Genomic DNA, 25,895 nt, shown 5'->3' on the forward strand with positions numbered 1-25,895 from the left:
GCCGTGGATGGACGGTCAGATCTGGCCGCGCTCGTGGGCCTGCCGCATCAGCACATACTGGCGCATCATCTGGTTGCGGAAGCGGTAGCGGGTCCAGCCCGGCTCGACCACCGGAGCCAGAACGCCGCCATACTCTTCACGGCAGAGCCGCTCCAGAATGCCGAGCGCTTCCTTGGTCGGCGGAGCGCCGCCCGGTCCGGCCAGTTCCTTCGGATCGAAGGTTCCGTATGCATCCGCCGGGCACAGGGCGCAGGCCAGCAGCACATCCTCCAGTTCGGCGCGGCGTTCGGCGGCCAGCGCGCGGGCGTAGGAGTCGACGATGCCGCGTTCCGCCTCCTGAAGACAACGGGTGACGGCGTAGGCGAGGTCGTCCCGCTCCACCACCGTCGAACCGCGGCTGACGGCACTGCGGGCGGCGTGCAGGCCAAGAAGCTGGGCGTAGTAAGGCAGGCCGCGGACGAACTCGCAGACGCGGTCCACGGCTTCCGGCGCGAAGGCGATTCCGGCGTTCTCCGCCCCCGCGGTGATGAGGCGCCCGATTTCCATATCGGTCATCAGCGGCAAATGCACCGGCACCAGCGAACGCTGGATCGACGGATGCTTGCCCAGAAGCTGATCGAGGTTCTCCGCCACGCCGACCACCAGAAGCGTCACCGGGATCGAGCTGTCGGTCAGGTTCTTGAACAGCTCGGCCAGCTTGTTGCGGAAGTCCTCGTCGGTGACGCGGTCGTACTCGTCGAGGATCAGCAGCACATGCGTGGCGTGGATGCCGGCCAGGACCTCGTTCAGCTCCGTCACGCTGAATCCGCCCTCGGGCAAAAGCTCGTTGAAGCTGGTGAAGCTGCGGCGCGAGGCGAAGGGGTTGTCCATCCCCGACCGGTAATAGGTGGAGGGAATTTTCTTCAGGAAATGGCGGAAGATGTCTTCGAAACTCAGCTCCGCGCTGCAGGTCAGCTTCAGCGAGAGGTAGCCGGCCTGGCTGGCGATCTTCTCGATGCCATTGGCGACGGAGGTCTTGCCGCGGCCCCGGTCGCCAAACAGGATGACGTGCGCCCGCTCCTCCTCGATGGCGGAGATGATGCGCTTCAGCGTGTCGGTGCGGCCGATGAACAGCGAGTTCAACTGCTGCTTGGGCCGCGTCGGCGTGAAGGCCTCGCGCAGCAGACCGTTCAACTCGGGGGTGAGTCCCTTCAGCATGGCCGGTGCGCCGACCGCTCCCGGCCCGCGCAGCCCGCCGTTCACGGTCATCGTGAAGCGTGGCAGTTCCGTGTCGGCGGACGTCTGGCCGCGCTGGGCGCCCAATCCGCCGCCCAGTCCGCCGCCGAGCGGGCTGTTCAGCGGATCGTGCCGCAACCCGGACGGGCCGCGCATCGTCTCGCCAAGCCCCCCACCAAGACCGCCGCCACCAGAACCGCCGCCCTCGGGACCGCCGACCGGCCGCAGATGCGGCGCCGGGCGGCCCGCGAGCGGGCTCTGGGATTGCATCGCGGGATGACCGTGAGCCGCATTGCCCGGGGTGGCGCCCGGTCCGGCCGCTCCACCACCCGTGATGCCGCCGCCCATGGACATCCGGTCATCCGCATCGGCGGTCGCCCGCCGCTTCCGAAAGAAGTTTCGCATCCGTCCCGATCCCAGAATTCCGCGTTGTCGTCACCAGCCGGCCGCGACCGGTGGCCTGATCGTCGCGTCTCCCGCCCCGGCCCGGCTAGCCCCGGCTTAGCTGGAGGTGCCCGGCCGCTGCGGTGAGCGCATTCCGGATGTAAGCGATGCGTCGCCAAGGGTTGCCTGGGATTTCGGATGATCATCCAGAGGAGGCCCAACCCTTATGGCGACTCCTTTCGGAAGGGGTGGCGCTTCAAAAGCCGGCGGCGTGGCCCAACAGAGTCCAGACGAACAGGGTGCCGAACAGGGCCGTCAGTCCGGCAAGCTCGCGCAGGAAAACCAGGATCGACATGGCAGTCCTCCTTCATCGGTTGGCGGCGCCACACCGGGCGGTGTCGACGCTCGTCCGCGGTTCTGATGGGAGGAACGTATCAGAACGAAACAAGAACATCAAGAGGCCACCCCCCTGTTTGTTCTGCCCGGGGATCTTGGCCGTGAAGCCGGGCGCGAGGAAGCCCGCCGGTCTCCACGTTGTTGCTGGCGGCCCCGCACCACCGGAACCATATGGTCTTGTGATGAGCGGTTGATGTAAGGAGAAGGTTCGCGGCCGAAGCGTTCCGCCCGCAAGGAGGAACCCCCGACACCGGACCGCGATCCGAACGAACGGACCATCATGGACAGCGCCAACCAGCACACCGGCGACGGACCGAACGGCTCCGCTCCGGCCCCCAACGCCGCTCCCAGCTCCACCCCCCCGGGCCACTCCCCTCAAGCCAACCGCATGCCCGCCCTCGTCCTGGGAGCGTTGGGCGTGGTTTACGGCGACATCGGCACCAGCCCGCTCTACACCATGCGGGAGTCCTTCACCCACACCGGCCTGCCGCTCGACGAGCCGACCATCCTCGGCATCCTGTCGCTGGCGACCTGGGCGCTCATCATCGTCGTGACGCTCAAATACGTCCTGCTCGTCATGCGGGCGGACAACAAGGGAGAAGGCGGCGTCCTGGCTCTGGGCACGCTGGCCCACCGCGGGCTCCGTTCCAAAGCGGGCAACCGCGCCATCATGGCGCTGGCGATCCTGGGCATGGCGCTGTTCTACGGCGACAGCCTGATCACCCCGGCCATCTCGGTGCTGAGCGCGGTGGAGGGGCTGAAGGTCGTCACTCCGGCCCTGTCCCCCTACATCGTCCCGATCACGCTGGCGGTGTTGACCCTGCTGTTCCTGTTCCAACGGCAGGGAACCGGCCGGGTCGGCATCTTCTTCGGCCCGATCATGGGGGTTTGGTTCGCCACGCTGGCTGTGCTGGGCCTGATGCAGGTTCTGCACTGGCCGGACGTGCTGCGCGCCTTCAACCCGCTCTACGGCGCGGCGCTCTTCGTCGACCACGGCTGGGTGGCCTTCCTGACGCTGGGCGCCGTGGTTCTGGCGGTCACCGGGGCCGAGGCGCTTTACGCCGACATGGGCCATTTCGGGCGGGCGCCGATCCGCATCGCCTGGCTCTACCTCGTCCTGCCGGCGCTGCTGATGAACTACTTCGGGCAGGGCGCCATGCTGCTGCACGAACCGGAAACGCTGGAGAACCCCTTCTTCCACCTGGCGCCGGATTGGGCACAGTTGCCCCTGGTCCTACTGTCCACCGCGGCCACGGTCATCGCCAGCCAGGCGGTGATCTCCGGCGCCTTTTCGCTGACCCGGCAGGCCGTCCAGCTCGGCTATCTGCCGCGGCGCGAAATCCGCCACACGTCCGAACATGAGGTCGGCCAGGTCTACATCCCGCGCAACAACTGGCTGCTGTTGGTCGGCGTGGTGATCCTGGTGATCGGCTTCGGGTCCAGCAGCAATCTGGCCGCCGCCTACGGCGTGTCGGTGACGGGGGCCATGGCCATCGACACGATCCTGGCCGCGGTGGTTGCCTGGCGATTGTGGCGCTGGAATCCCCTGCTGGTCGTCGCAGCCTTCTCCATCCTGTTGGTGATCGATCTGGCGCTGTTCGGGGCGACCCTGCTGAAGGTGCCGGACGGCGGCTGGTTCCCGCTCGTGATCGCGGCGGCGGTCTACACGCTGATGACCACATGGCGCCGGGGCCGCCGCATCCTGGCCGAGCGGCTCTACGCCGACGCCCTGCCGATGGACCTGTTCCTGCAGCGCGTCTCGCCGCAGTCGCCGCAGCGCGTCGCCGGGACGGCCATCTTCATGACCGGCAACCCCGACGTCGTCCCCCACGCCCTCCTGCACAACATCAAGCACAACCGGGTGCTGCACGAGCGGGTGGTCGTCATGACCGTCATCACGGAGGAGGTGCCCCGCGTCACCCCGGACCGCGCCGTCCTGGTGGAGAAGCTGGGCAAGGGCTTCTTTCGCGTGGTCCTGCGTTTCGGCTATCTGGAGCAGCCGCACATTCCCCGCGCCCTGGAGCGGTGCCGCCGCTTCGGCCTGCATCTGGACATGATGGAGACGTCGTTCTTCCTGGGCCGCGAGACGCTGATCCCGTCCCGATCCACCGGCCTGCCGGGCTGGCGCGAGCCGGCCTTCATCCTGCTGTCGAAGACGGCCCTGTCGGCGACCGAGTTCTTCTGCATTCCGCCGGGCCGCGTGGTGGAGCTGGGCACGCAGGTCGAGATCTGACCGTCAATCCCGCGCCACGATGGGGGTCAGGCGGAATCGGGCGGCGGCGGCCTCCAGCCGCCCGTCGCGCTTGACCGCGTCGACGAACCGATTGACCCGGTCGAGCCACAGCGGGTCCCCCGGCGCCACGGCGTAGGCGTAGGGCGTGGTCTGGACCGGGCTTTCCGGGGCGATCAGGTGCGCCCATTGGTGAAAGGCGAGCATCCGCTGTCCATAGGGGAAATCGGTGAGAAAGGCGTCGGCGCGTCCGGACTCGACCTCCTCTTCCCGCTCCAGAGGTCCCGACACGATGCGGACGCTGGCCTTGCGGAAGGCTCGGCTGGCGTAGTCGTCCATAACGGTGCCCTTCTGAACCGCCACCACCATGCCGTCCTGGTCCAGATCGTCCCACCGCAGGATACGCGGGTGCGTCTGGGAGGAAACAGCGTAGATGCCGCTGCGCAGGTAGGGCTGGCTGAAGGCGACCTTTTCGGCGCGGACGGCGGTGACGCCGATGCCGAACATGCCGATGTCGCACCGGTCGCTCCGCAGATCGGCGACGAAGTTCGGGAAGCCGCTTTCCACGAAGCTCACCCGTGCGCCCAGATCGTGGGCGAAGGCCCGCGCCATGTCGATGTCCAGGCCCTGGAGTTCCCCGCTGTAAGGGCTGCGGAACGAGATGGCGTAATAGTCCGGCCAGATGCACACACGCAACAGCCCGGTGCGCTGCACCCGGTCAAGCCGGCCTTCCGCCCGGACCGGCGACGTCCCGGACACCACGAACACCGACTGGAGCGCCGCGTGAAGCGCCAACGCTGTCAGTGCGATGAAAAGACGCCGCACGGCCTCGCACCCTCAAAACCGCTCCCAGAACCGCGGCAGGATAGCACCGCGCTCCTGGGAAGCACAGCGCATGCTTGCGATTCGCCTGACCGCTGTTAAGATTCGAGCGATACCACCGCACCGCACGGAGCCACGCGTGATGGCCAAGCTTGCCCTGTTCCAGCATCGGGGCGCCCTTCTCGCGTTGGCCTTCTTGTCGGTGATGGCCCTTGTGTTCGAGGTCGCCTACGACGTCCACGCCGACCGCGCCCTGGCGCTGAGGAATGCGGCGGAGAACATCGACGATCTGGCGAGCGCCCTTGAATCCTCCGTCAGCCGCACGGTCCAGGCGGTGGACATCGCGCTGGCCTCGGTGGGCGAGGAGGGGGGCGTCGGCAATCTGCTGCGCGGCCAGCCGACGGGAGGCCAGGAAGGAGCGCCGTCTCCGCTGCTTCAGGAACGGCTGCGCCGTTCACCGCACCTCCGCGGCCTTTCGGTGCTCGACCGCCGGGGCGTTCTGGTGGCAACCACCGAGGACCCTCGTCTGCTCGGCTCCTCCTTCGCTGAGTTGGATCTGTTTCGCACCCAATTGTCCGGACATAGCCAGGGCCTCTATATCGGCGCCCCGTTGCGCGGGCGGTTCCTGGCGCCGACCGGGGCTGCGGACGACCGGTCCGGCAAGTGGGTCCTGCCGATGAGCCGGGCGATCCGGGGAGCGGATGGGGCGCTGCTGGGCGTCGCCGTCGCCTCGGTCAATTCCGAGTATCTGCAAGGCGTCTTCCGTGCGGTGCGCAACGGGCTGCACGGCACGGCGTCGCTCTACCGCCGGGATGGACTGCTCCTGACCCAACTTCCGCAAGACGGGACGGACGGCATCGGCACGCCGATGGCCGGGGCGGAGTTGTTCCGCGTCCATCTTCCCATGTCCGAGGGTGGTGTTTTCCACGAAACCTCCCAGGACGGGCAGAAGCGCATCACCGCCTATCGCGCCACGCCGCTCTGGCCGCTGGTTCTGGCGATCAGCCGCAGCGAGGACGAGGAACTGGCGGGCTGGTGGACCAACCAGTTGGAGGTTGCCGGGGTCGCGCTGGCCGCCGGCGTGGTCATCCTCCTCTTCACCACCGCGCTGATCCTGCTGCGCCGCAAGGATGCCCAGCTCGAAGACGGCAACGCCCGTTTCAACACGCTCCTGGAAACCGCCGCCGAGGGCATTCTGACGGCGCGGTCGGATGGCGTGATCGAAACCGCGAACACCGCGGCCCACCGCATCTTCGGCTACCCGCCCGGCGACCTGATCGGGCGTCATGTGCGGGAGTTGATGGAGTCGCACCACCGCCCGACCCACAGCCGCGTCATGGAGGCCATTGCCGCAGGCGCCCGACGGATCGGCCCGAACTACACGCGGGAGGTGAACGGGCTGCGGATGGATGGCGAAGTGTTCCCCCTCGACCTCTCCCTGGCCGAGGTGGAGACTCAGCAGGGCATCCTCTTCGCCGCCTTCTTCCGCGATCTGTCGGAGCGCAAGCGGGTCGAGCGGGCTCTGACCGAAGCCAAGGAGAAGGCCGAGGCCGGGCAGCGCAGCAAGATGGAATTCCTGGCGACCATGAGCCACGAGATCCGGACGCCCATGAACGGCGTGATCGGCATGGCCGGGCTTCTCCAGGAAACCCACCTGAACGAGGAGCAGCGCGGCTACGCCGACACCATTCGCGACTCCGCGGAATCGCTGCTGACCATCATCAACGACATCCTGGACTTCTCCAAGATCGACGCCGGGCGCCTCGCCCTGGAGGTGTCGGACTTCGAAGCCGTGCCGCTGGTGGAAAGCGTGGTGGAGCTGCTGGCCCCGCGCGCCGCCGCCAAGGGGCTGGAACTGGCCAGCTACGTCCCTCCGGCCCTGCACGGTCCGCTGCGCGGCGATCCCGGACGGCTGCGCCAGATCCTCATCAACCTTGCCGGCAACGCGGTCAAGTTCACCGACCAGGGCAGCGTGACCATCGTGCTGTCGGTGGAAGAGAATGACCTTGCCACCGGGGCGGACGATGGACCGGAGCCGGATGAATCCGCGGCTCTGGCCCCGCACGAGACGCCGGTGACCATCCGTTTCGAGGTGAGGGACACCGGCATCGGCATCGCCGCGGCGGACCACAGGCGTCTCTTCACGATGTTCAGTCAGGTGGACGGGTCCTCGGCGCGGCGCCACGGCGGGACGGGGCTTGGCCTCGCCATTTGCAAACGCCTCGCGGAGTTGATGGGCGGGCGGATCGGCGTAGACAGCACGCCCAGGGAGGGCAGCGTCTTCTGGGTCGTCATTCCGTTGTGGCGCGGCACACCGACGGACGCCGCATCCGCACCGCAGATGCCGGGAAGTTGGGCTGGGAGGCGCATTCTACTGGTCGACGATCTGGCGGTGAACCGCGACCTGCTCGCCCGTCAGCTCGCCGCGATGGGCCTGGAAACCGAATCCGCCGCAACCGGAGAGGACGCCCTTCACCGGCTTCTGGCGGCGCGCGCCTCGGGCCGTCCGTTCGACGCCGCCATTCTCGATCATTGCATGCCGGGCCTGACCGGGCCGGAGTTGGCCGCCCGCATCCGTGCCGTACCGGCACTGGCCGACCTGCCGCTGGCTCTGGCCACCTCCCATCGAATGGGCGAGATGGCGGAGGACGCTGCCGGCATCGACATACGGATCGTCAAACCCGTCCGTTCCACGGCGCTCCACACCGTGGTGTCACGCCTGTTCGCCACGCAGGCACCCCGAGTTTCGCATCCGGATGCAGCTCCGGCCGGCAAGCCTGGCACCTCTTCTCCACCGGGATCACCTTTGACATCTCCTTCGAGCAGGACCTCGGACGCGCCGATACCGCCCGGCGCCCCCCCGACCGGCACGGCCCGCCGCCGCATCCTGGTGGCGGAGGATAATCCGGTGAACCTTCAGGTGACGCTGGCCTTGCTGCGCCGGGCCGGCCATGCCGTCGATTCCGTGTCGAACGGGCTGGAGGCGGTCAACGCCGTCGCCGCCCTGCCCTACGACCTTGTCCTGATGGACGTGCAGATGCCGGAGATGGATGGTCTGGCGGCGACCCGGGCGATCCGCCGGATGGGCGGGTCCGCCGCCCGCGTTCCCGTCGTCGCCATGACCGCCAACGCCATGGAGGGGGATCAGGCCACCTGTCTGGCGGCGGGGATGGATGATTACCTGCCCAAGCCCATCACGGCGGACCAGCTCTTGCGGACGGTCGCGCGATGGAGCGGTCTCCCGCAAGGAAGCGGCTCCAACCGGCTGGAGCCGTCGCTACAGACCGAAATTCCGCCGCCGCGCATCGACCACGCCAAACGCGAGGACTTGCGCGACGCGCTTGGCGACGAGGGCTTCGGCCTGTTGATGGACACGTTCCTTCGCGAAGCGCCGGGCCATCTCGACCGGTTGCGCCGTGGCGCTCAGGACGGCGATTTCCCGATCGTGGAACGCGAGGCCCACATCCTCAAGGGCTCCGCGGGCAATGTCGGCTTCGCGCAGGCCTCCGCACTGGCCGGGGGACTGGTGGCGGCGGCCCGCCGCAGGGATGCCGCCGGCATCAGGAGGGATCGCATCCAGGCCCTGGAAGCCGCCCTCAAGGACGCCGAGCGGGCCTGCACCCCACCGGACAACGTGCGGGTCGGGCTGGAGATGTCGGGTCAGCCGATGTCGGGGCCGCCGATGGACGCGTCCGGGGACAAGCAGGCACGCCCGGCCCCACCCTCACACCGCGGCGGGGCTGCCCTCGCCGATCCTTAACGCTGCCCGCCGCAGACGCGCGCGACAAAATTGTCGATGTCGCCGTTCAAGGTCACGGCGCGGCGCGCCAGCTCACCGGCGGAGGACAGGACTTGGCTGGCGGCGGCGCTGGCATCCTGCGCGCCGGAAGACACGCTGGTCACCGCGTCGGCCACGGTGCGCACGCCAGCCGACGCCTCGCGGATGGAACGGCTGATCTCGTCGATGGCCGCGCTCTGCTGTTCGGCGGCACCAGCGATGCCCACGGCGATCTCGTCGATGTCGTGGATCATGCCGCCGACATTCTGGATCACCGCCGCCGTGTCGCGTGTCACCGATTGGACCTGGGCGATCTGGGCGGAGATGTCCTCCGTCGCCTTGGCGGTCTGGTTGGCGAGGTTCTTCACTTCGGTCGCCACCACGGCGAATCCCTTCCCGGCCTCGCCGGCCCGCGCCGCCTCGATCGTGGCGTTCAGCGCCAGCAGGTTGGTCTGGCTGGCGATGTCGTTGATGAGTTGCACGACCGCGCCGATCTGCTCGGAGGCGGCCAGCAGGGAGCGGATGGTGGCGTCCGCCTCCCGCACCTTCTCAACCGAGCTGCGGGCGAGATCGGCGGTGCGGGAGACACCCTGCGCCACCTCGCCGATGGCGCCCGACACCTCGCCGGTCGCCGCGGCCACGCCGTCCACGTTCGAGGACACCTGCTCGGCCGCCGAGGCTGCGGAGAAGGACTGCTCGCTGGCCGTGGCGGCGGTCGCCGTCATGGCGGTGGAGGACGCTTCGAGCTGGGCGGCGCTGGCCGACAGGCTCTGCGCCACCTCCTTGATGTTGGCGCCGATGCGGGTGGCGCTCTCCACGAACTCGCGGCTTTTGCCGTCCATGGCCGCCAAACCGTCGTTGATCTGGCGGGCGTAGGCGCCGAACTCCCCGACCATGCCGGTCATCACGATGCGCCGGTAATACTGCCCCTCCGCCGCGTGCTGCATGGCGGCGTTGGCCTCCTTGCCGAACGACTCGACGCGGTCGAGCAGGCGGTTGATGGTCCGCAGCATGTCCGCGATCGGGCTGGCGCCGTGGATGTTCAGGATGCGTGGTTGAAGGTCACCCTTCTCGGCCGCGGCGATGACCGTGCTGGCCTTCCGGATGGTCCGGTTGGTGAGCACCAGCCAGCGGATCGCGGCAAGACAGGGAAGGACCGCCAGCAGGCCCAGCACGGCGGCGACGGCGTCGCCGGTGGCAAGACCGTACATCGCCTGTGCCCCCGACAGCAGGGCGGCCGAAGCGGCGGCGGCGAGCGATTTAGAGACTGAAGACAAACTCGTCATAGCTCGTGCCCTTGTCGCGCAGGAGTTTTTCCAGCATGGCACCGGAGGCCGCCATGGCCGCGTTCCGGTCGGCGTGCCGCGCCTCTTCCGCCCGCAGCGCGGCGTAAAGACCCGCCGCCGCCTCCACCGCAGGGGGCGCCGGCACCCGCCGGCTCGAATGGTAGCCGGTGATGGTCTGCCCGTTTCCGCTGTCCGGATTGCCGAACACCGGCGTGACATGGGCGAACACCCAGTAATGGTCGCCGTCCTTCGCCCGGTTGATCACATAGGCGAAGATTTCGCTTCCGGATTCGATGCGGCTCCACAGCAGTTTGTAGACGCAGCGGGGCATGTCGGGATGGCGGACGATGTTGTGCGGTTGCCCCAGCAACTCCGCTTCGCTGTAGCCGCTGATGCGCAGGAACACATCGTTGGCGTAGGTGATGCGGCCCTTGAGATCCGTTTTCGAGACGATGATCTCATCGCGGTGAAAGGTCCGCTCCCGCCCGGTCAGGGTACCGTGTGTGCCGCCCGTGCCGACCGCCATGACCGTCCGCCTTTCAAACGCCGGTGAACGCAATCACCCGACAAACAGGTCACCAACCCAACCGTTGGTAATATCTTCTGCCCTCGACTCATAGCGTACGTAATAATTGGATGGCTTTAAAAACGGACGGCGACCGGCTGCGACAAATTGTATCACATGCGTCACGCGCATAAGGGGTTGAACCGGGACGCACCGCATGGAGTCCAACGGGAAGATCCAAACGGCGCCATGGACGGGACTGGACCGATCTTCTCCCAAAAATGGCGGATCACATGCCCTGTTCGTAGACCACGACGCGGTTGCGACCCTCGCGCTTGGCCCGGTAGAGGGCGAGGTCGGCCCGGTGAATCGCCTTTTCCAGCGTGTCGTAAGCACCATCCAGCGCGGAGATGCCGATGCTGCTGGTCAAATGGAAGCGGCCTTCGGGCCCTGGAATCGCCATGCGGGACAGGTGGCGGCGCACCCGCTCCGCCACCACGCGGGATTCCTCCGCGGTGGCGCCGGGCAGGACCACCACGAATTCCTCGCCGCCCAACCGGCCGAGAATGTCGTACTCGCGCAGAATGGCCTGGCAGCCGCCGGCCACCATGCGCAGGGCGTCGTCGCCGGTGGCGTGGCCGTAGCTGTCGTTGATGCGCTTGAAATGGTCGACGTCCAGCACGAAGACCGACATCGCTTCGTTGAAGCGGTGGGCACGGGCCAGCTGCGAGCGCGCCAGCTCCATGAAGGAACGCCGGTTGTAGATTCCCGTCAGCGGATCGCGGGACGCCATGTCCCGCAGCGCTTCTTCCATGTTTCGGCGGTCGGTGTAATCGTAGATCCAGGCGAGATTCACCTGAACGCCCTGGATCACCGCCTGGTTGACCGTGAACAGCGTCCAGAAGGACGATCCGTCGGCCCGGCGGAACTGCACCTCCATGTTGGTCACCGACCCGAAGGAGCGCAGGCGATCGATCACCCGCTCGCGCTGGTGCCGGTCCAGGTAATAGTCGCGGGCTTGCCGGCCGATCAGATCCTCGCGCTTCAACCCGATCAGTTCGGCGAAGCGGGTGTTGACGAAGATGATCTTGCCGTCGTCGCGGCGCGACACCGACACGCCGATCGGGCTCTGCTCCAGGATGGCCTGGAGCCGCTCCTCGCTGGGCAGCCCCTCGGTCAGGTCGTGGATCACGCCGACGATGCCGCCCAGATTCCCGCTGCTGTCGCAGAAGACGGCCTTGGTCAGGCTGGACAGGCGGGTGGTGCCGCCGACGAAGGGAACCGCCTCCTCATAGCTGCGCTGGCCCCAGTTGACAGTCAGCTCGCGATCCTGGTCGGCGTGCGCCTTGGCGATGCGCGGGTCCATCACGGCGAAGGCGGTCTTGGCGACGATGCTTCGGCGCTCCAGACCGGTGTAGCGTTCGAAGGCGTCGTTGCAGTCTGTGTACTCACCGGCTGCGTTCTTCACGAAAACGGGAACCGGCAGCGTCTCGAACAGCACCTCCTTCATCAGGAGCTGGTCGCGCAGCGCCGCTTGCGCCTGCCGATGGTGGCTGACGTCGGTGTAGACGCGCAGCGACTGCGGCTCGCCCAGCGGACCCGCGGTGGGACCGACCGACTCCGCCACCCAGACGGTTCCGCCATCCTGACAGCGCAATCGCCGCTCACCCGGCGCGTCCGGCAGCGCCGGAAGAAAGGCATCCTCCGGTTCCAGCGCCGCGAGGTCGAGGCCGGTCAGACCGCCCGGAGGATAGCGCAGCAGACCGTGCAGGGCCGGATTGGCGTACAGGATGGTCCCTGTGTCCGTGGTGACGCAGGCCCCCATCGGCAGCGTGTCGAACACACGCCACAGTGCAACACGGGTTTCCTCCGCATCCCCAGAAGAACTCATTGAACCGACCGAATCCAGCATGGCCCCCACAGCGTCATGGAAGATTCTTGCGCCACGATAGGGCAAACAAGGAGTACGTTAGCCGATGCGCCTTTTTGCCCCTGTGTGCCATCTTGTCGCGCTATGGTGGTGATCGCCCATCTTGAGCGCAAAATCTATCGGTTTCTGAACATTCCGCACGCAGTTTTCACGCGGTCTTCCGCCGCCTCGTCCACCGGCAAGCCCAGCCTCAGCCAATCCTGCCGGTAGTCGAACCGGCGCGTCAGCACCCCGGCCCGGCCTAAGGCGTTGTAAAGCCCGGCAGCCTGGGGAGCGTCTATGAGACGAAAGAGCGACGTCCCTCCTGTGACGTGCAACCCGGCATCCACCAAACGCGTGTCGAAGCGGGCCGCGGCCTCCGCCAGACGGCGCCGGGTGGCGGCGATCCACGCCGAATCCGACAAGGCTGCGGTCGCGACGGCCAGCGCCGGACCCGACACCGCCCAAGGCCCCACGGCGGCGAGCGCCTCCCGGACCAGCGCCGGCCCGCCGAGCAGGAAGCCGAGCCGCACTCCGGCCAGCCCGAAGAACTTCCCGAAGGAGCGCAGGATGACCAGTCCGGCGCGCCCGGCCTCCGACGCCACGCTGCATTCCGGGGCGACCTCGGCAAAGGCCTCGTCCACCACCAGCCAGCCGCCCCGTGCCGCCTGCCGCTCCGCCAGGGCCAGCAGCGCTTCGGGCGGGACGATCCGGCCATCCGGGTTGTTCGGGTTGACGACCACCACCACATCGGCGGCGCAGGATTCCAGCGTCATCACCTCGGTCACGCGATGGCCGGCCTTGGCCCAGCCCGCGGCGTGCTCCGCGTAGGTCGGCCCCAGGACGACGACCGTTCCCGGAGGCCGCAGCCGCGGCAGGATCTGAATCAGCGCCTGGGAACCGCCCGCGGCCGCGACGCAGTCCGGCGACGGCGCTCCGTAGCAGGCGGCCGCGGCCTCGCGCAGCGCCGTTTCGGCGGCGCGGCCCGGCAGGCGCGTCCAGGCCTCGGCCGGGATGGGCGGCAGCGGATAGGGCCAGGGGTTGATTCCGGTAGACAGGTCCACCCACGGTTCCGGCGCCCCCGGAAAGGCCGCCCGCGCAGCGTCGAGGTCTCCGCCATGGATGATCCTCTTGGACCCCGCCGCCGATTCCGCCATCATCCCGCCCCCTTCCCTTCCCCCAGAGGATTCGATCCCGTGGAGCTTCATCCGTCCGTGCTCGCCGCCGCTCTCCTCATCGAGGCCGCCGCCGGCTATCCGGACGCACTCTACGCCCAAATCCGCCACCCGGTGGTGTGGATCGGGGCGCTTATCGCCCAGCTTGACCGCGCGCTCAACCGGGAGCGCGATTCCTTCGCCGTCCGCAAGGCGGCGGGGGTGCTGGCTCTGCTCGTCCTGCTGCTGGTGGTGGGCGGTGCGGCGTCGGCGGTGGCCGGGCTGTGCCGGAACCTGCCGCTGGGCGGCCTTCTCGAAGCGGCGCTGGCCTCCACCCTGCTGGCGCAGCGCAGCCTGCACGACCATGTCGCCGCGGTCGCCGCCGCCTTCCGCGACGGCGGGCTGGAGGCGGCGCGCGAGGCCGTGTCGCGCATCGTCGGCCGCAATCCGGCCACCCTGGACGAGCATGGGGTAAGCCGCGCCGCCATCGAAAGCCTGTCGGAAAACTTCTCGGACGGGGTGGTTGCCCCGGCCTTCTGGCTGCTGGTCGGCGGACTGCCGGGAATCGCGCTCTACAAGGCGATCAACACCGCGGACAGCATGATCGGCCACCGCACGCCCCGGCACGAGGCGTTCGGCTGGGCCGCGGCGCGGCTGGACGATCTGGTCAACCTGCCCGGCTCCCGCCTGTCGGCGCTGCTGATATGGATTGCCGCCCGCTTCACCGAGGGGGCCGACGCCGCCGAATCCTGGCGGTCGGTGCGGCGCGACGCCCACCGCCACTGCTCCCCCAACGCCGGTTGGCCGGAGGCGGCGATGGCCGGGGCGCTAGACCTCCGGCTCGGCGGGCCGCGGGTCTATGGCGAGGTGCGGATCGAGGACGCCTGGATGGGGCCGGGCCGCACCGCGGCCACCGCGCAGGACATCACCCGCGCCCTTCACCTCTACCGGCGCGCCTGCATCGCCCTGGTGGCAGGCGCGCTGCTGCTGGCGCTCACCCTCTGACCGCGCCAAAGGAAAAGGGGCTCCGAAGAGCCCCTTTCCTGTTCAGGCCAACCGGCCTCACACGACCCGGAAGTTCTTGAACTGCCAGGGATCGTCGTGGTCGATGTCCTCGGGGAACAGGCGCTCGCGGTCCTGCAGCGGAGTCCAGTCGCCATAGGCGCCGACCAGCTCGCCGAGATAGGGCTTGGCGATCTCCAGGATGCGCTGGAAGTCGATCTCGTCCGGCTCGACGATGCCGCGGTTGGGGTTCTCCAGCGCCCAGACGATGCCGGCCAGGACCGCCACCGTGACCTGCAGCGAGGTCGCGTTGTTGTAGGGCACCAGAGCACGCGCCTCGTCGATCCCCAGGCGGGAGCCGAACCAGTAGATGCCCTTCTTGTGGCCCATCAGCAGCACGCCCAGCTCGTCGGTGCCGCTGACGATCTCGTGCATCATCAGGCGCTGGCTGGGCTGCATGTACCAGTTCTTGCCGGCCAGCTCGTGCACCGACTTCACCGCGTCGTCGCACGGGTGATAGGCGTAATGCACGGTCGGGCGGTAAGTGACGTGGTTGCCGTCGCGCTGGGTGTAGTAATCGGCGATGGAGATCGCCTCGCTGTGGGTGATGAGGAAGCCGTGGAACGGCCCCTCCAGCGGGGTCCAGGTGCGCACGCGGGTGGAGGCGCCGGGCCGCATCAGATAGATGGCGGCGTCGCAGCCGAACTCGTGACGGCGCCCGTCCACGGGGAAATGCTTCTCGTGGCTGCCCCAGCCGAGTTCGGTGGGCTGGCACCCCTCGCCGACGAAGCCGTCGATCGACCAGGTGTTGACGAACTCGCCCACCTTCTTCGGCTCGTTGGACACCTGGGTGTCGCGCTCGGCGATGTGGATCACCTTCACGCCCAGCTTGGCGGCCAGCGCGCCCCAGCCGGCGCGGTCCTTCGGGACCTCCGTCGATTCGCCGGTGTCCGCGGCGACGTTGAGCAGCGCCTGCTTCACGAAATGCGAAACGAGGCCGGGGTTCGCGCCATGGGTCAGAACGGCGGTCGGCCCGCCCTCGAAGGCGGCGCGGTGCGACAGCGCGGTCTCGCGCAGGGCGTAGTTGGAGCGCAGCGACGGCGACAGCGACGGGTCGGTGTAACCGCCGGCCCACGGCTCCACGCAGGTGTCGATGTAGAGCGCGCCGACCTTGTGGCAGAACTCGAACAGGGCGACGGACGACACGTCCACCGACAGGTTGACCAGGAAATCGCCCTTGCCCAGCATGGGCTCAAGCACCTGGGCGTAATTCTCCTTCGTCAGCGGCAGGTTGATGAATTTGACGCCAAGCTCATCCGCCTCGGCATGACCGCGCTCCTCGGCGGTGACGATGGTGATCTGGTCCTTCGTGATTCCGATGTGGCGCAAAATCAGGGGCAACACTCCCTGGCCAATCGATCCGAAGCCGACAATGACCATGCGGCCGGTGAAGGTGATGTGCTTGGTGTCCAGGGTCATCTAAGACGGTCCCCCGTGGTTGGCGTGACAGAAATACAGCCCGTCACCCTCGCGCCTCTTGCAAAGGCGGAGGGTGGCGGACCAACGATGGTTTACGGTGATTTTTTAGGGATATCCACAGCTTTCCCGCGATGCGGGACTTATGCCACGCAGCTCTTCAGAACATAGCCGGGTGTTTCCAGCAGCGGCGCGTCCGAAACCTCGACCACGCGGGCCTGGTCGAACCCGTTGAAGGCGGTGCGCAGGCAGGAGCCGTAAGCCCCCAACTGGCCCAGCTCGATCCAGTCGCCGGCACGGATGTCCGCCGGCAGGTGGAACGGGCCGTTCATGCGGTCCGCGCTGTCGCAGGTCGGGCCGTAGAAGGCGAAGGCCTCCACGGGCTCGTCCCCCATCGGCGCGAACGGACGGATCATGCGGGCCGGGAAGCGGAAGCCGGGGACCCCGGCGTCCGACAGGGCGCCGTAGACGCCGTCATTGATGAACAGCTCGTTGCCGCGGCGCTTGACCACCTGCACGACCAGCGACACGCCCGGAGCGACCAGCGCGCGGCCCGGCTCGCACCAGACGCGGCAGTGGGCCGGCAGGTCGAGCTTGGCCACGCCGCGCGCGATGGCCTCCATGAAGTCGCCGAGCGGCGGCGGGGTGACGCCCGGATAGGAGACGGGGAAGCCGCCGCCGACATCCAGAACGTCGATCACCACGCCCGACTCCGCGATGATGCGGCCGGCCAGCTCCAGCGCCCGCTCGTAGGCGGACGGGTCGAGCATCTGTGAGCCGACATGGAACGACACGCCGACCTTTGGGGCCACCATGCGCACGGCCTGGAGCAGCTCGACCGCCTCCGTCGCCGGAGCGCCGAACTTGCCGGACAGGTCGTAGACCGCGTTGCCCTTCGGCAGCGCCAGACGCACGACGAGGCCGAGGTCCTGGGCGTCGCCCGTCTCCTCCAGGATCTTCTGAAGCTCCTCCATGCTGTCGAGCACGAAGTCGCGCACGCCGTACTGCTGGTAGGCGGTGCGGATCGCCTCGCGCCCCTTCACCGGGTGCATGTAATGCAGCACCGCGTCCGGGAACATCTGGCGGATCAGGCGGATCTCGCCGGGCGAGGCCACGTCGAAGTGGCGCACGCCACCGGCCCACAGAGCGCGCAGCACCGCCGGCTCCGGGTTGCACTTCACGGCGTAAAGCACGTCGCCCGATACGGCGGCGTCGAAGGCGGCCACGAAGCTGGACGCGGTGTCGGCCAGGACGCCCGGACGGATGCAGTGCATCGGCTCCTCGGGCCGGGCCATCGCCACCGCCTGATGGACGGAGGTGCGGCGGTCCGACACCGGCGAAGCGCCGAAGGACGGGGCGGAAACGGAAACGCCGCGGCGCAGCGGGGCGACGGCGGAACGGGAACGGATGAAGCCCATGGCGCACTCCTTACCCTGGGCCACCCGGCGCGGGGCGGTCCAGCGAACAGACGGGAATCCGGCACGGCCTTCAAAGCCGCGGACCGGAATTCGGGTTGTGGTGAAAGGCGACGGAGAAAAGCCGGGTCGAACGCTCACGAGCGGGCTAACAGCTCCGCAGGTTCAAAGCGTCGATGTCCGGCTATGGGCTACCGTCTGGGAGCCCTGCCGTGGAGAGCCAACATGCCTACCTCCCTCTCGGGACCGGCCCACTGATGACCGGTTCTGCCAAAAAGGACGCGGTACGTCGTTGCATAACCACAGAGGGCCATTGGCACGTGCGAGTGCGTCGTCCCCGATGAATTACGCTTTTTCCCCAGCGATTCAAGTGATTTTTTGATGACGGCCGGGATCGGGACGACGACCGCAGCCGGAAGGCTCAGCGGTGCGCCGCGTCCGCCGCCTCGGCGAAGGTCGGACGGTCGGAGCCGAGCACATGGTCCAACAGCCAGAAGCGCAGGAACCCCCGAACCGCGACACCGGGATCGAGCCGCCCGTTCTCCACCTGCCGGCGGATGACGGCGAACTGCCCCTCCAGCAACCGGTGATGGTTGCGGTGGGCCACGAAACGGCTGGGCGCCACTCGGCGCAGCACCCCTTCCTCCATGGCGAAATGAGCGTGCACATGGTCGTGCAGCACCCCCAGAAGGTCCAGCGATTCGCGAACCGGCGCCGCCCGGCGGCTCATCGCGTCCAGTTCGTTCATAAGTTCGGCGAGTTGGCGATGCTGCGCGTCCAACGGACCCACCCCAACCTCGAAAGCGCTGCTCCAGGCGATCAGGGTCCGTCCCTCCGGCGCCAGCGAAGCGTCGCGCACCAGCGCGGCGTAATCGCCGTCGTGCCGGATCTCATGCCCACACAGGGCGGCGTCCAGCGTGCCCGCCACCGTGCACAGGAAGTCCGAGGTCACGTCGCATTCACGCACATAGTCGATGAGCCGGCCGAACTGCTGGTCCAGCATCGCGTGATGCCCGGCATGCTCCTCCCACCGGGTGAATCCGGCGGCGCGGATGATGACCTCCTCATGGTCGAAATGCATGCGCATCTCGTCCGCGAAGCGGCTGAAGCGGGGAATCATGGAATCGCGGGAGGCGCCGGCCGCGCAGTCGCGGCGGATGGCGTCGACATGCTCCATCAGCGAGCTATGGGCCGCGTCGATGAAGCCGTTGCCCGTGCGCGGGACGGTGTGGCCGTCCGTGGTCATGGAGCCTCCGAGGCGGGTGACGCGCCGCTTTGGGTTGAGTTGCGTGGAGTCGGGCGCTGATGCCGAAGACCTTGTAACAGCACCGGTTTTCGCCCGCAATCGGCTGCGGCGAAAGGTGTCGGCGGCAGCCGGGTCATGGCGGACGGCTCATCGAATGGTACCGGTGTCCGGTTCGAACTTCGGAAAGCGGTCGGCGATCACGTCGCCGGTGAAGGACGCCACCCAGCCGTCCAGACGCGTGAAGAATCGGATGGCGGTGAATTCCGGGTCCGGCCCCATGTCGAACCAATGCTTCGTCCGCGCCGGAATGCTCAGCAGGTCGCCGGCCCCGCACACGATGCGGAACACCTTCTCATCCATGTGCAGATAGAAGGCGCCGCCGCCCCGCACGAAGAACCGGGCCTCGTCCTCGTCGTGGGTGTGTTCCGCGAGAAAGGCGGCGCGGCGGGCCGCCGCGTCCGGCAGGCCGCGCGGCATCCGCACCACGTCGGCGGATTGGAATCCGCGCGCCCGCTTCAGGGCCTCCACCGGCCCGGCATAGGCGTCCAGGACCGCCTGGGCGTCGGCGGCGTCGGTGATGGATGGTGTTTCCGGCCAGCGCTCGAACAGCACCCCGGCCAGAGCCAGATGGGCGGTGACCAGCGCAGTATCGGCGGACGAGAGTTCCGCGACAGTGGGATCGGTGTCGCTGTAGACGGACAAACGGGCCATGGTCGCCTCGTTGTGCAGGTGCACTCAGAATGAGACCAAGCGGCGCGCGGCGCAACCGAAACGATTGAAGCCATACCTCGGTATGCGCGCAAAGAACGAATCAGCGGCGGACCGCCAGCCCCAGCGCCACAGCCAGCCCGACCGCCAGCAGAAGCCCGACGAATCCGCCGACTCCGGCCCAGCCGAACCCGTGCCAGAAGACGCCGCCCAGCGTCCCGGCGATGGTGGAGCCCATGTAGTAGCAGAACAGATAGATCGCCGACGCCTGCCCACGGTTGACCGGCGCCCGCTGCCCGATCCAGCCGGAGGCGATGGTGTGGACTCCGAAGAAGGCGAAGGTGAACAGGGCGATGCCCGGCGTCATCGTCCACAGGCTGTCCGGCGTCATCAGCGCCAGCCCGGCCGCCATCATCGCCGCCGCCGCGGCCAGCACCCGCCCGCGCCCCAGCCGCACCGCCAGCCCACCGAACAGCGGCGAACTGACGACTCCGCAGAGATAGACCGTGAAGACCGCCCCGACCGCCGCCGGACGGAGGTCGAAGGGCGGCGCCAGCAGGCGGAAACCGATGTAGTTGAAGACGGTGACGAAGGCCCCCATGGACAGGAACCCCATGGCGAACAGGGCGAGCAAGCCGCGGTCCATCAGCTGTCCACGCCACGCCTCGGCCAGTTCCCGCATGCCCGCCGGCCGGCGCTGGAAATGGCGCGATGTGGGAAGCGCGAACCACACCGCCAGCGCGGCGGCGATTCCCAGCGTGCCGATCACCCCCATCGCCATGCGCCAGGACGCGACGTCGGCGACCAGCGCCGTCAGCGCCCGCCCCGACATGCCGCCGAGCGCCGTCCCGCCGATGTAAAGGCCCATGGTCACCCCGGCGGAGCGCGGGTCCACCTCCTCCGACACGTAGGCCATGGCGACGGCGGGAAGACCGCTGAGCGCCATCCCTTCCAGCGCCCGCACCAGCAGCAGCGACGCCCAGTCCGGCGCCATCGCCCCGCTGATTCCCAGCGTGCCGGAGGCGAGCAGGGAAAGCGCCATGATGGCCTTGCGCCCAAACCGGTCGGACACCGCCCCGGCGACCAGCAGCGCGAAGGCCAGGACGCCGGTGGACACCGACAGGGCAAGGCTGGACTGCGCCGGCGTGACGCCGAATTCCCGCGTGAACTCCGGCATCAGCGGCTGCACGCAGTAGAGCGCGGCGAAGGTGGAAAAACCGGCCACGAAGAGGATGCGGCTCGCCCGCTTGTAGGCCGGCGTGCCGGCGACGAGGTAATTCGCCGCCGCGCTCTCCTGGCCAGCCGCCCCCTGCCCCGCCGGTTCGATCTGAACCCTGCCGAAATCGCCGTCCGCCACGTCGGTCCGTCCCCATGATGCGCTGCAACATGCACGCAAGAGGGGAATGTGCGCCCGCGACAGCGTCCTGTCCAACGGATCGGACGCAGTGCAGCAATATGATTCCGTTATGACAAACCGGCGGCCGGCTGGGTCAGGGAATCAGCGCGCCGAGGTCGAAATCCTTGGCGAAGGCCAGCATGGCGCCGCAGGCGCTGGCCGACGACACGCGCAGCACGCCGTTGCCGACGACGGTCGGGAACTTGCTCTTCTGAAGCGCCTGCTGGGCGCGCTCCAGATCGGCCACCGTCAGCACCATCCCGGCCAGGAAGGGGCGCGGAACCGCCAGGGCCGGGTCGCCGGTCCAGCCCCAATGCAAAGCGGCGGGATCGGCCACCACGATGGGAGCGCTGCCGGTCGGCACGACGCGCGCCGGCCCCCGCGCCTCCACCGCCGTGCCGAACAGCCGGGCGTAGGAGGATGCGGTGGCGTCCGGATCGTCCGCGGCGACGACCAGGGCGGCAAGGCCGGTCACCGTGTTGTCGTGCTGGACCAGCTCCGGACGCCAGACCACGTCGGGGGTGTGGTGCTGGCACAGGAAGACCCGCCCGCCCCATTCCGGCACGCCGTCGATCGGGGTGGTGGTGAAGCGCGCCGGCTGCGCGCCGCCCGGCAACTCGACGGGGCGGCCGAACTCGACCGGCTCGCCCGCCGGATAGCCGGCCTCAACCAGGAGGCGCTGCGCCGCCCGCGCGTCGTCGGTCTTCAGCGCCGCCGCGGCGATGCCCTCGCGCGTCTTCAGGACATTGCTGAAGAAAGCGGTGAAGGGGTGCGGCTGCTCGATGGCGAGCAGTTCCAGATAGTCGCCCGCCCCAAACATAATCGTGTGGTTGGCCGACTTCAGCTCGCCATGCCGGCCCTTCGGCGAGACGGTGAAGCCCATGCGGCGGTAAGCGTCCTGCGCCTTTTCCAGATCGCGGACGACGATGACGAGATGGTCGATGCCGTTGATTCCGTGTGCGCCCATGACCCTTGCCCTTCCGCTTTGCCCACTTTTCGCTTTGCGCGTCCGGCCAGCCATAGTGCAACGGGACGGCGCGGCGCAAGTGTGAGGGCGCAAGTGTCAGGGCGCCAACGGACGTTCGCGCCACGCCGCCACGACGTCCGGCATGGGCGGCGATTCCCGGTGCTCGCCGTGGATCGCCAGGACCGTCGCCGGGGGAACCACCGCGCCGCGCGCCACGAAGGCCCCCTGTACCACGGCCAGCGCCGCCGTGCCCGCGGCGGTTTCCAACCGATGCTCGATGAAGAAGTACTTGTCGTCCCAGCACAGCACGCGGGTCGCCAGTTCGAAGCGCTGGAAGGGTGCCAGCGGACGGCGGAAACGCACGTTGGCGGCGCCGATCACCGGCTGCCAGCGGTGGCGCAGGATCGACCGCCCCATTCCGGAGCGCAGCATCAGATCGACCCGCCCCAGGTCCATGACGCTGAAATAGCGGGCGTTGGTCATGTGCATGTTGAGGTCGAGGTCGGTCGGCCACACCCGGAAGCGCAGCCGCGCCGGTTCCAGGAACCCCGCCGACCGACCGGTCAGGGCGGCCAGGATGACGGCGATCAGGCGGAACAGCAAATTCATAAACCCATCCCCTCCAGCCCGGCCGGGCGGACAGGACCGCACCGGCTCAGACGCTCTTGGACGCAAATCCGCGCTCGTCCAGCGCGGCTTGCACCTGGGCCTCGATCTCCCGCAGTTCGCCCACGGTCGCCTCCAGGTCCTGGCGCTGCTGCTCCAGATCTTTCAGCCGCGCGTCGATGCGCTTCTGCAGGACCTTCAACTGCTCCACCCCGCCATCGACGTTGTAGAGGTCGAGATACTCGCGGATCTCCGCCAGAGAGAAGCCCAGCCGCTTGCCCCGCAGGATCAGCTTCAGCCGGGCGCGGTCGCGCTTGGTGTAGACGCGGTTGTTGCCCAGGCGGTTGGGCGACAGCAGCCCCTTCACTTCGTAGAAGCGGAGGGCGCGCGGCGTGATGCCCAGTTCCTCCGCCAACTGATTGACCGTGTAGAGCTGTTCCATGGTGGGGGGCACGCCTTCCGTCACGTCGCGCCGCGGCGGCGTGTGGGAAGCGAAGGCCGCTCGCTCCACGCCGCCGGACGGCGTCTCCGTTCCTACCACACACGCCGCGATGTGACAAAGCCGCGCGCCTTCTCCCGGTCACCCCTCGGGCTGCTGCAAGGATTCGGCGATCAATTCCTTCTTCGACAGCTTGCCGACCGCCGTCTTGGGCAGCTCGGCACGGAACTCGATCCGCTTCGGCATCTCGATCCGCGAGATCTTGTCGCGCAGGAAATCCTTCATCTGCTCCGCGGTCAGGCTGGCGCCGGGCCTGAGCTGGACGAAAGCCTTCGGGCTCTGGCCGCGGTACTCGTCGGAGATGCCGATGACGCAGACGGCGATCACGTCGGGGTGCTGGTGGATGGCCTCCTCGATCATGCGCGGATAGACGTTGTAGCCGCCGCAGATGATCAAATCCTTCAGGCGGTCGAGCAGGAAGACGTAGCCGTCCTCGTCCATCACCCCGACGTCGCCGGTGAACAGCCAACCGCCGACGATGGTGCGCCGGCTCTCCTCGTCCTTGTTCCAGTAGCCGGCCATGACGTTGGGGCCGGACAGCACGACCTGCCCCTTTTCGCCGGGCGGCAACACGCGGTCGGGGTCGTCCAGCGCGCGGATCTGCACCATGATGCCCGGCAGCGGCAGGCCAATGGAGCCCTCCTTGTTCACCCCGGTCAGCGGGTTGCAGGCGCAGACCGGCGACGCCTCGCTGAGGCCGTAGCCCTCCACCAGCACGCAGCCGGTCGCCTCCTCGAACCGGTGCTTCAGCTCCATCGGCAGCGGCGCCCCGCCGGAGATGCAGTAGCGGATCGACCGCATCGGGTGGCGCGCCACGTCGGGGTGGCTCAGCAGGGCCTTGTACATGGTCGGCACGCCGGGCAGCAGCGTCGGCTTGCGCCGCGCGATGGTCTTCAGCACCTGCAGCGTGTCGAAGCGCGGCAGCATGACCAGTTCCGCCCCCGCCGCCAGCCCCATGTTCAGGATCACCGTCATGGCGAAGACGTGGAAGAAGGGCAGGACGGCGAGCATCCGCTCCTCCCCCAGCGCCATGCCGGGGAACCACGCCTGGACCTGCCGCGCGTTGGCCACGAGGTTGGCGTGGGTCAGCATCGCCCCCTTGGGCACGCCGGTGGTCCCGCCCGTGTATTGCAGCACCGCCACGTCGCGCCGCGGGTCCACCCGAACCGGCTGGACCACACCGTCGTTGGCCAGCAGAGCGTCGAAATCCACATGCCGCCCGTCCTGCGGGATGTTGGCCAGCTCGCTGCGCTTCAGCACGCGGAACAGCACGCTCTTCACCGGGGACAGGATGGAGGCCATGCGGCAGACAACCACCGTCTTCAGCCGCGTGCGGTCGAGCATCGCCTCGATGCGCGGGTGGATCTGCTTCAGATCGAGCGTGACCATGATCTCGGTCCCGGAATCCTCGATCTGGTGTTCCAACTCCCGCTCGACATAGAGCGGGTTGTAGTTCACCACCGTGCCGCCGGCCTTCAGAATCCCGAAATAGGCGATCACATAGGTCGGCGTGTTCGGCAGGCACAGCCCCACCCGGACGCCCGGCTTCACCCCCATCGCCGCGAAGCCCTTGGCCGCCCGGTTCACCAGCCCCAGCACCTCCGCGTAACAGTAGCGGCGGCCGAGGAAGTCCAGGCACGGACGGTCGGCGTAGCGGCGGGCGGCTTCCTCGAACAGCTCGGCCAGCGGCGTCACGGCGATCGGCTGGTCCCAGGCGATGCCCTCGGGGTAATGGGCCAGCCAGGAATGGGCCGGCGTATCGTCCCCGATGCTCCCCCGACGCACAAGATTCTCGGTCATCTCCGATCCTCCCGGCTGCGCGGCGGGTCAGGACAAGCGACGGCGGAAGGCGGTGCGGAGCGATGGGATTCCGGGCGCGGCGGCGGTCTGCATGGTTTCACTCCCCGTGGATGATTTGATGTTTCCCGGATCATTGTGGCGCCGGAAACGTTTTGGTTATGACGTTGACGTAAACGTAAAGCCGACTTACTGTCAAGATGCAACCAACATGAATCCAGGGGAGAGAGACCGATCCATGGTTGAGGACATCCTGCGCGAACTCAAAACCCGCTCCACCAGCTTCCGCAGCCTGAAGGCGGACGTCCGCTTCGCGCTGGAGGACGGCGAGGCCGTGCGGGTCAACGCCCGCGAGACGCCCGTCGCCATCGCGCGGGAGGACGCCGGGGACGCCGATCCCGACTGCACCATCCGCATCTCCGCCGAGAATCTGAAGAAGCTGATGGACGGCCGGCTGAACCCGATGCTGGCCTTCACCATGGGCAAGCTGAAGGTGGACGGCTCGATGGGCGTCGCCATGAAGCTGGCGCAACTCCTCGACGACTGAGCGACCGGAACCGGACGGCGGCACCACAGCGTTTCCGGCGAGGTGGAGCGCGACCTGTGGTTCGACACGCAGGGCACGCTGCTGAAGACCCGCTTCAAGCGCAGCGGTTACGATGTTACCTACATCCTGGACCGAGATGTGTTCTGCGTGAGGGTGTGATGCCGCTGTTCGTGTTCCCCGACGACCCGTCCTGGAACGAGGAAGCCGACGCCGTGGAGTTCGCGGTGGAGGTCGGGGAGTATCACGGGCGGGTCTTCGTCCCGCGCCGCGCCCTGCAAACCCTCGCCGGACACCTGCCGAAGCCGGACGAGGCGCTGCAGTATGTCTGCCTGAACCGCCCGGTCTTCGACAAGGCGGTGGAAGCCCGCATCATGGACCGCAAGCTGGACCCGGATGCGAACATCCACCTGACGGCGCGGGATGTGCGGCGGGTGGCGCCGTAGGGGTTGAGTGGTTGAACTGAGCCCCCACCCAACCCTCCCCCGCTCCGCAGCGAGCCGTTCACATATCGTGGACCTAACCTTTAGGTGCAAAAGCGCGCGTCGCAACCGCGTCCG

20 protein-coding genes are annotated in these 25,895 nt (G+C 68.1%); 5 read left to right on the forward strand and 15 right to left on the reverse strand.

Going from position 1 to position 25,895, the window contains the following annotated elements:
* Window positions 1-15 precede the first annotated feature (15 nt).
* Window positions 16-1,485: an ATP-binding protein gene (locus tag JJL56_RS29030; protein WP_247889430.1), complete on the reverse strand. Its 1,470-nt coding sequence runs from the start codon at window positions 1,483-1,485 to the stop codon at window positions 16-18.
* Between the two features lie 790 nt (window positions 1,486-2,275).
* Here JJL56_RS29030 and JJL56_RS29035 point away from each other — a divergent pair.
* Window positions 2,276-4,228 (forward strand): potassium transporter Kup, encoded by a 1,953-nt coding sequence (locus JJL56_RS29035; RefSeq protein WP_186452925.1) that lies wholly within the window; start codon window positions 2,276-2,278, stop codon window positions 4,226-4,228.
* A 3-nt stretch (window positions 4,229-4,231) separates the two neighbouring features.
* On the opposite strand, the gene JJL56_RS29040 is transcribed toward JJL56_RS29035, so the two are convergent.
* Entirely contained in the window at window positions 4,232-5,050 is an 819-nt protein-coding gene (locus JJL56_RS29040) for an ABC transporter substrate-binding protein (protein WP_145625901.1), read from the reverse strand.
* A 139-nt stretch (window positions 5,051-5,189) separates the two neighbouring features.
* Between JJL56_RS29040 and JJL56_RS29045 the strand changes: the two genes are divergently transcribed.
* Complete coding sequence (locus JJL56_RS29045; protein ID WP_247891314.1) at window positions 5,190-8,807, forward strand: response regulator; 3,618 nt, start codon at window positions 5,190-5,192, stop codon at window positions 8,805-8,807.
* On the opposite strand, the gene JJL56_RS29050 is transcribed toward JJL56_RS29045, so the two are convergent.
* The 4 genes from JJL56_RS29050 to cobD form a co-directional block, all read right to left on the reverse strand.
* Window positions 8,804-10,111, reverse strand: coding sequence for a methyl-accepting chemotaxis protein (locus tag JJL56_RS29050; protein WP_145625902.1), 1,308 nt, complete (start codon window positions 10,109-10,111; stop codon window positions 8,804-8,806). The genes JJL56_RS29045 and JJL56_RS29050 overlap by 4 nt on opposite strands.
* A complete protein-coding gene (locus JJL56_RS29055) occupies window positions 10,086-10,637 on the reverse strand; it encodes a PAS domain-containing protein (protein ID WP_200487294.1) in 552 nt (183 codons plus the stop codon). The genes JJL56_RS29050 and JJL56_RS29055 overlap by 26 nt, the downstream gene beginning before the upstream one ends.
* 268 nt (window positions 10,638-10,905) lie before the next feature.
* On the reverse strand, window positions 10,906-12,507 hold the full coding sequence (locus JJL56_RS29060; RefSeq protein WP_247891315.1) for a sensor domain-containing diguanylate cyclase: 1,602 nt from the start codon (window positions 12,505-12,507) through the stop codon (window positions 10,906-10,908).
* Between the two features lie 155 nt (window positions 12,508-12,662).
* Window positions 12,663-13,685 (reverse strand): threonine-phosphate decarboxylase CobD, encoded by a 1,023-nt coding sequence (gene cobD / locus JJL56_RS29065; RefSeq protein ID WP_145625905.1) that lies wholly within the window; start codon window positions 13,683-13,685, stop codon window positions 12,663-12,665.
* 36 nt (window positions 13,686-13,721) lie between these two features.
* Here cobD and cbiB point away from each other — a divergent pair, with 36 nt between their 5' ends.
* Window positions 13,722-14,684, forward strand: coding sequence for an adenosylcobinamide-phosphate synthase CbiB (cbiB, locus tag JJL56_RS29070; protein ID WP_200487296.1), 963 nt, complete (start codon window positions 13,722-13,724; stop codon window positions 14,682-14,684).
* Window positions 14,685-14,741: 57 nt separating this feature from the next.
* Here cbiB and JJL56_RS29075 read toward each other — a convergent pair whose 3' ends face one another.
* From JJL56_RS29075 to JJL56_RS29115, 9 genes are all read right to left on the reverse strand, one after another.
* Entirely contained in the window at window positions 14,742-16,160 is a 1,419-nt protein-coding gene (locus JJL56_RS29075) for a homospermidine synthase (protein ID WP_200487297.1), read from the reverse strand.
* 140 nt (window positions 16,161-16,300) lie between these two features.
* Window positions 16,301-17,575, reverse strand: coding sequence for a type III PLP-dependent enzyme (locus JJL56_RS29080; RefSeq protein WP_200487298.1), 1,275 nt, complete (start codon window positions 17,573-17,575; stop codon window positions 16,301-16,303).
* Between the two features lie 418 nt (window positions 17,576-17,993).
* Window positions 17,994-18,818, reverse strand: coding sequence for a hemerythrin domain-containing protein (locus tag JJL56_RS29085; RefSeq protein WP_145625909.1), 825 nt, complete (start codon window positions 18,816-18,818; stop codon window positions 17,994-17,996).
* Window positions 18,819-18,965: 147 nt separating this feature from the next.
* Complete coding sequence (locus tag JJL56_RS29090; protein WP_200487299.1) at window positions 18,966-19,529, reverse strand: 1,2-dihydroxy-3-keto-5-methylthiopentene dioxygenase; 564 nt, start codon at window positions 19,527-19,529, stop codon at window positions 18,966-18,968.
* Between the two features lie 100 nt (window positions 19,530-19,629).
* A complete protein-coding gene (locus tag JJL56_RS29095; RefSeq protein WP_345772658.1) occupies window positions 19,630-20,883 on the reverse strand; it encodes an MFS transporter in 1,254 nt (417 codons plus the stop codon).
* A 133-nt stretch (window positions 20,884-21,016) separates the two neighbouring features.
* Complete coding sequence (locus tag JJL56_RS29100; RefSeq protein WP_145625912.1) at window positions 21,017-21,889, reverse strand: VOC family protein; 873 nt, start codon at window positions 21,887-21,889, stop codon at window positions 21,017-21,019.
* A gap of 96 nt (window positions 21,890-21,985) precedes the next feature.
* Complete coding sequence (locus tag JJL56_RS29105) at window positions 21,986-22,498, reverse strand: thioesterase family protein (RefSeq protein ID WP_145625913.1); 513 nt, start codon at window positions 22,496-22,498, stop codon at window positions 21,986-21,988.
* Between the two features lie 46 nt (window positions 22,499-22,544).
* The gene (locus JJL56_RS29110) at window positions 22,545-22,937 is read right to left on the reverse strand and encodes a MerR family transcriptional regulator (protein WP_200487306.1); all 393 of its coding nucleotides are present in this window, start codon (window positions 22,935-22,937) and stop codon (window positions 22,545-22,547) included.
* A 138-nt stretch (window positions 22,938-23,075) separates the two neighbouring features.
* On the reverse strand, window positions 23,076-24,794 hold the full coding sequence (locus JJL56_RS29115; protein WP_200487300.1) for a long-chain-fatty-acid--CoA ligase: 1,719 nt from the start codon (window positions 24,792-24,794) through the stop codon (window positions 23,076-23,078).
* A 235-nt stretch (window positions 24,795-25,029) separates the two neighbouring features.
* Between JJL56_RS29115 and JJL56_RS29120 the strand changes: the two genes are divergently transcribed.
* Window positions 25,030-25,338: an SCP2 sterol-binding domain-containing protein gene (locus tag JJL56_RS29120; RefSeq protein ID WP_145625915.1), complete on the forward strand. Its 309-nt coding sequence runs from the start codon at window positions 25,030-25,032 to the stop codon at window positions 25,336-25,338.
* A gap of 158 nt (window positions 25,339-25,496) precedes the next feature.
* Window positions 25,497-25,781 (forward strand): DUF1488 family protein, encoded by a 285-nt coding sequence (locus JJL56_RS29125; protein ID WP_200487302.1) that lies wholly within the window; start codon window positions 25,497-25,499, stop codon window positions 25,779-25,781.
* Window positions 25,782-25,895 lie beyond the last annotated feature (114 nt).

The organism is Azospirillum aestuarii (assembly GCF_016632405.1).
Classification (GTDB): Bacteria; Pseudomonadota; Alphaproteobacteria; order Azospirillales; family Azospirillaceae; genus Azospirillum; species Azospirillum aestuarii.